We start from the raw sequence: 6,000 nt of genomic DNA, 5'->3' as shown, positions 1-6,000 counted from the left end.
GTTGTCTGCGCGTCACAGCCAACATTCCTACCGGGTTCTGCCCTGGAGCAGGGGCAGAACCCGAAGATTGATCACAACATCACACAGGCCCTAGCTCAGACAGCAGCCGCAAAGTAGGGGATGATCACGTGCTCGCCGTGATGCCGGCCTGTTCATCGTGTTCGCGCAGCATCCGCATGACGGTGGCGGGTGAGGGGTGCTGCCCCTTCTTCGCGCCGGTGGTGATGACGAGGCGCTTGGCGATGTCGCGCAGGCTCATCTCCTGGCCGCGCAGATGGAGGGCCATCGACAGCATGTCGTCGTCGGTGACCCAGGCGCCGCCGATGATCTTGCCGCGCTTTCGTGCGCTCTCGTGGCCCTCGAGGGTGCGGTCGCGGATGTACTCACGCTCCATGCCGGACATGGCCGCGAGCCCGGTGAACATGATGCCGGAAGGGTCGTGCGAGCCCTTGAGCTCTCCGGGGAGGAACTCCAGGCCGACGTCGCTCGCTTTCAGTTCCTCGGCGAGCATGGCGAGTTTGATTCCGCGGCCGAGCCGCTTGTGCTCGTGGACGACGAGGGTGACGGCCACGCCGGAGGAGCGGATCCCCCCGGCGAGCTTCACGGCGGCCTCCAGCTCGGGGCGCCGGGTGGCGCGGGTGGAGATCTTCTCCGAGAAGACCCGGGTGACCCCGGCTTCGGCGAGGGACTCGAGTTGTGCGTATAGGGACTGCCGGGCGGTCGAGGCACGGGTGTAGCCGAGGCGGACATGTCCGACCGGTTCAGTGCCGGCGCGCAGGGGCCGTGGCAGCTCCATCCACGCCGAGCCCGGCTTGCGTACGGCGGGGATCGGCACGCTGAGGGCCTTGGCGAGTTGGGGCACGAGGCGGAAGCGGGCGGTGTGGTACTGGATGGCTACCTTGTTCTTGCCGGTCCGGCATGGGGAGCCCGCGGGGGCGGCGCAGGTTGACATCGGGCAGTCGTGTGATTCCACGCGCTTGAAGTCGTCGCTCACGACCCCGGACTGTTTCATGAGGGTGTTTCAGGCGTCCAGTCCTTTGAAACAACTCATGAAACGTGATCGCCGCAGGTGGACGGGCCGCCGGGCGGGTGTTTCACAGGTGACCGCTCATGAAACACCCGCGTGCGCCCTGCGCGGACGCGGGACCGAGGGCGTCATGGCCTGCCGGGCGCCGTTACGCGGCCTGCAGGCGGGCGAGCGGGTCGCACATCCGCCGCGGAGAACGTGGTCAACTCGGCGCATTCCGCGTCGAGCCATGTTCCAGTCGCCGTCGCGGCCCCTGCTCCCAAGACTCACGCCCTTGAACTCGGTATCCCCGCGCGCGTATGATCGGATCCAAGTAATCGATACCAAGTATCTGCCACGTCAACGCACTGGAGCTCCATGCCCACCCGTGAACCCCCCGCCGTCCAGAAGCCCCCGAAGCGCCCCGCCAACGCCCTCGCCCTCGCCGTACTCGGGCTGCTGCTGGAGCAGCCGATGCACCCCCATGCCATGGCCGGCGCGCTCCGCGAGCGCGGCATGGACAGCGCGTTCAAGCTGACAACCGGATCGCTCTACGACACCGTCCGCGCGCTCACCCGGGACGGGTGGATCGAGGCGGACGGCACCGAGCAGGTCGGCAACCGTCCGGCCCGCACCGTCTACCGCCACACCCCCGCCGGGCAGGACGGCTTCACCGACTGGCTCGACGAGCTGATCCGAGAGCCCTCACCCGAGTACCCACGGTTCCTCTCCGCCGTCGGGTACCTCGGCGCGCTGGGCCGCGTCCGCGCCGCCGAGGCGCTGCGCGAGCGGGCCGCCGCGCTGCGGGAGCGGATCGCGCAGGACGCCGAGGGCCACCGCGCGGCCCGCGAGGAGCACAACGCGCCGCGCCTGTTCCTCATCGAGGCCGAGTACGCCGCCGCCATGGCACAGGCCGAGCTGGCCTGGGTGGAGCACACCGCCGACGAGATCGAGCATGGAACGCTGACGTGGCCGGAAGGGGACGGGCGATGAGTGTCACCGCATCGAAGGACGAGGTCGTCGACGTCCTGATAGCCGGAGCCGGGCCCGCCGGGCTGACACTCGGCGGGGAGTTGGGGCGCGCGGGGGTGCGGGCACTGGTCCTGGAGCGGGAGCCCGAACCGCCAGGCTTCTGCCGCGGGTTCAACCTCAACGCCCGGAGCCTGGAGCTGCTCGACCGCCGGGGCCTTGCCGCCGGCTTCCTCGCCGAGGGACCGACCGTCCCGACGACGATGTTCGTTGGCCCCTCCCGCCTCGACCTCGCCGCCATGCGCACGAAACACCCCTACGCCCTCGGCATCCCCCAGACCCGCGTGGAGGAGCTGCTCGCCGAGTGGGCCGTGGGATTAGGCGCGCGAATCGCCCGCGGCCGGCGCCTCACCGGGCTGCGGCAGGACGGTGACGGCGTGACAGTCGAGGTGGACGGCGCGGACGGCCCGTCAACCGTGCGCTGCCGATGGCTGGTCGGTTGCGACGGGGGCCGCAGCGCGGTGCGCAAGGCGGCCCGGATCGGCTTTCCCGGGACACCCGCACGCAAGTTCACCCTGCTCGGGGACGTGGTGCTCGCCGACCCGTCGGCCGTCTCGTTCGGCCCCAACACGGGGCCCGACGGCCGCTCGGTGTTCGCGATCCCGCGCCCCGGCTACGTCCGTCTCCTCACCGCCGACCCGGCACCGCCCACAGACCCGCACGAGCCCGTGCCGCTCGGCTCCTTCCAGCGCGCGATCGATGCCGCGTTGGGACACCGGGCGGAGATCGCCAAAGCGCGGTGGCTGACCCGGTACGGGGACGCGGCACGGCTCGCCGAGCAGTTCCGGGCGGGCCGGGTACTGCTCGCCGGGGACGCCGCGCACATCCACCCCCCGGCCGGCGCCATCGGCGTCAACGCGGCGATCGACGACGCCGTCAATCTGGGCTGGAAACTCGCCCTGGTGGCGCGAGGGCAGGCGCCGGACACGCTGCTCGACACCTACCACGACGAGCGCCACGCGGCCGGCACGCGCCTACTCCGCAACACCCGCGCGCAGGCGGTGCTCGCCCCGGCGAACGGGGACGACGACCGCCTGGCACCCCTCCGCGATCTGCTCGCCGAGCTGGCCGAGTCTGCGGACACGGCCGGGCCGTTGGCCGAGGCGATCACCGCTGTCGGCACCCGCTACCCCGCCTCCGGAGACCCCGGACACCCGTGGGCGGGAAGGATGGTGCCGGACATCCCGCTAGGCCAGGACGGAGAGGACAGCCTCACAGCGCTGCTGACCCGGTCGGCCGGCGGCGCGCTGCTGCTCAACGGCACGGCAGGCTCGCAGGCCCTCTCCTCCGCCGCCCGTCCATGGGCGGACCGGGTCACCACCGCCCACACCCACCCGCACGCCCTGGAGCGCGCCCACGCGATCCTCGTCCGTCCGGACGGGCACGCAGCATGGATCGGCGCCCCGTCAACACCTTTCGACACGGCCGCGGAGGAGTTGCGGGAGACCCTCGCGCGCTCGTTCGGGCGCCCGGCGGCACTCGTTGACGGTACCCCGAGGACTGGCCACCGCTGAGCGGGCGAGCCCACGGTACGCGTCCCGGGGCCGGTCGCTGCTACAGCCCTACTGCGGTTTCGTCGGTGGCCACCGCCCGCAGTGGGCGGTGGCCCTTCTCGTCGAGCTGGACGAGTTCGCGGTCGTAGTCGACAGTGATCGAGCCGTAGTAGTTCACCGCTGAGCTGTGGGCCGGGGAGATGTGCGCCAGTAGCTCGGCGTCCACCTCGCGGCCAGCGGCGCGCAGTTCGCCCACGGCCAGGCCCATGTACTCGGTGTGCCAGCTGATCGCGGAGTTCGTTACGACGGTCAGGCACCATGCCTGCTCGTTCTGATGGTCGGGCTGGCGCCTGGTGATCTTGCCCTCGCGGGCGTAGTGGAGCTGGCGGCGAAGGGAGTGGAGGGACTCGCCGTTGTTGAGCTGTCGGGCGATCTTGCGCCGGTAGCTCTCGTCCGACAGGTTTTTCGCCGCGTAGATCCCGCAGCAGGGCCGCGGGCGCCAGCACGAAGGTGGCAGCGCTCGCCACGGCCGTCTCGAGGATCAGCCGGGTCTTGCCGGCACCGCCGTGCCCCTCCACGGTGACGATCCGCTCGCCTCCCGCCAGGGCGGTCCGCAGCCGGGCAGTGAACGCCGCGGCGCCGACGAGGGGTGCTGTCATACCGGGGACGCGGGTGGCCAGGCGCTCGAGGTGGGAGGCGCTCGGGGCGAGCGCGCGAGGAGCGCGCGGGCGGACCCCGAGTTCCTCCTCGCCCACCCACCGCAGCTCGTAGCGCTCCGGCTCATGCACGAGTTCCTCGAGGTCGACGATCTCGAGCTCCACCCCGAACTCGTCCCGTGCGCGGTCCCGCGACTTCTCCTTGGCCGCCTCGTTGGTCGTCCGGGCGGTCACGAACACCGCCCTGGCGTGCCGGCCGTGCTCACGGTTCGTGCGCAGCTCCGCGGCGAGCTTGGACGTCCAGGCCTCCTGCAGGCTGACCCACAGCACGACTTCCTCGTCCGTGCCGAACGGCGGCCGGACATAGCCGTCCCGCCCGAGGTCGCCACGGGGCGTCGTGGGCCGCAGCCCCGGGAACCACCGCTCCAGAACTCGGCACGCCACCCGCTCGAGGACACGTGCGTCCTCCAGCTGCTCCAGTGCCGTGCACACCGTGTCGTACAACAAACCCCGCCTCCCGTGCTCCCGAAGATGCCCTCAAGTGGCTGTCCGCCTCCTACTCGACCACCGACCTCCTGGCGATGCTGACCCGTCAATCAGAACGCGAGTCCGATCGTCATTGACCTCCACGAACGTCCCCGCCCCGACCCAGGGCCCCGATGTCGGGAAGAGGATCGTGGGCAGGAAGCGGAGCATCGTCACCGACACGATCGGCCTCCTGCTCGTGGTGCTGGTCACCGCCGCGAGCGTCCCGGACGGCACCGCCGGCCGACAGTTGCTGACCACGGTCGCCGCCGAGCACCCCACACTCCGCAAGGCCTGGGCCGACATGGGCTACAAGAACGCCGTCGTCGACCACGGCGCCACCCTGGGCATCGACGTTGAGATCGTCCGCCGCGACCCCGCCACCAGGGGATTCGCCGTCCAGCCCCGCCGCTGGGTCGTCGAGCAGACCTTCGGCTGGCTCATGCAACACCGCCGCCTCGCCCGCGACTACGAAGCTCTCCCCGAGCGTTCCGAAGCCATGGTTCATGTCGCGATGATCGCCCTCATGACCCGCCGACTCACCGGCGAATCAACCCCGAGCTGGCGCGGAACCTGAACCCCGAAACCGGGGACGAAACACCCGGTGAGGGTCTGCCCGGCGGAAGCGGTAGCGCGTCATCTTGGAGGAATATGGCACGGTCGGAATGACGCTCCCTGCCAGTCGGTGGATATGCATGGAATGCTGGGCGTCGTGAAGCGTACGCCAACGACCAGGGCAGCCCGCTGACGCTGGCCGCGGTGACCGCGAAGTCGAACAGGGCGAAGTGCGACAAGGACCCGACCGACTGAATGCCGCCGCTGGCCGCCGTCCACTGCCGGTACGCTGCCGAGTGGGTCTCCACGAAGCGCCGCTGGAGCCTGGCGGCCGACCCGGCCGAGGCTGACGCACTCGCCGGCATCGCCCAGCGGTGCCCGACCACGACCATGGAGTACGAACTCGCCATGTAGCACTTGGCGCTGAGCCTGCGGCCCGTCTCCTTCAGCTGTGGGCGGGCCGGGAGAGTCTCGGAAGTGTCCGCCGGCGGTGGCCCTCAGGGCTGCGGGCGTGCCCCCCGCCCGCCGGGCAGGAGAACGGCGAGCTGGCCGCAGTGACGGCATCGTCTCTGCCGCGGGCTGGGCCTGCGCGGCACTGCAGGGCGTCCTGGTCGGGGAGCCGTGGTGTCTCACGCCCGGTCGGCCCGAACGGTGAGTGGTCTGGGTGCGGAGCGGTGGAGCGGCAAGTCGTGACCGCTCCACCGTCCGTTAGATCATCGGCGGATCGGGGCGCAGC

The 6,000-nt window shown here is 70.9% G+C and carries 4 protein-coding genes and 2 pseudogenes; 4 read left to right on the top strand and 2 right to left on the bottom strand.

The window, feature by feature from the left end; all coding sequences use genetic code 11:
* Nucleotides 1–124: 124 nt before the first annotated feature.
* Nucleotides 125–994, bottom strand: coding sequence for a recombinase family protein (locus ABZ495_RS33825; RefSeq protein ID WP_359839687.1), 870 nt, complete (start codon nucleotides 992–994; stop codon nucleotides 125–127).
* A 390-nt stretch (nucleotides 995–1,384) separates the two neighbouring features.
* Between ABZ495_RS33825 and ABZ495_RS33820 the strand changes: the two genes are divergently transcribed.
* The gene (locus ABZ495_RS33820; RefSeq protein ID WP_359808726.1) at nucleotides 1,385–1,999 is read left to right on the top strand and encodes a PadR family transcriptional regulator; all 615 of its coding nucleotides are present in this window, start codon (nucleotides 1,385–1,387) and stop codon (nucleotides 1,997–1,999) included.
* A complete protein-coding gene (locus ABZ495_RS33815) occupies nucleotides 1,996–3,549 on the top strand; it encodes an FAD-dependent monooxygenase (RefSeq protein ID WP_359839685.1) in 1,554 nt (517 codons plus the stop codon). The genes ABZ495_RS33820 and ABZ495_RS33815 overlap by 4 nt, the downstream gene beginning before the upstream one ends.
* 40 nt (nucleotides 3,550–3,589) lie before the next feature.
* Here the strand turns inward: ABZ495_RS33815 and ABZ495_RS33810 are convergent, their stop codons facing one another.
* The gene (locus tag ABZ495_RS33810) at nucleotides 3,590–4,006 is read right to left on the bottom strand and encodes a Tn3 family transposase (RefSeq protein WP_359839693.1); all 417 of its coding nucleotides are present in this window, start codon (nucleotides 4,004–4,006) and stop codon (nucleotides 3,590–3,592) included.
* A gap of 794 nt (nucleotides 4,007–4,800) precedes the next feature.
* On the opposite strand from ABZ495_RS33810, the pseudogene ABZ495_RS33805 reads away from it, so the two are divergent.
* A pseudogene (locus ABZ495_RS33805) lies at nucleotides 4,801–5,286 on the top strand (transposase); the annotation flags it as partial.
* Between the two features lie 116 nt (nucleotides 5,287–5,402).
* Nucleotides 5,403–5,678 (top strand): annotated as a pseudogene (locus tag ABZ495_RS33800) (HNH endonuclease); the annotation flags it as partial.
* Between the last annotated feature and the right edge of the window lie 322 nt (nucleotides 5,679–6,000).

The organism is Kitasatospora sp. NPDC005748, from assembly GCF_040630735.1.
Lineage (GTDB): Bacteria > Actinomycetota > Actinomycetes > Streptomycetales > Streptomycetaceae > Kitasatospora.
The sequence above is the reverse complement of the archived record's forward strand: the minus strand, read 5'-3'. Positions and strand labels throughout refer to the sequence as shown.

Coding starts and splice junctions, on each gene's coding strand:
- ABZ495_RS33815 (WP_359839685.1), top strand. CDS start 1,996: ATGAGTGTCACCGCATCGAAGGACGAGGTCGTCGACGTCCTGATAGCC.
- ABZ495_RS33820 (WP_359808726.1), top strand. CDS start 1,385: ATGCCCACCCGTGAACCCCCCGCCGTCCAGAAGCCCCCGAAGCGCCCC.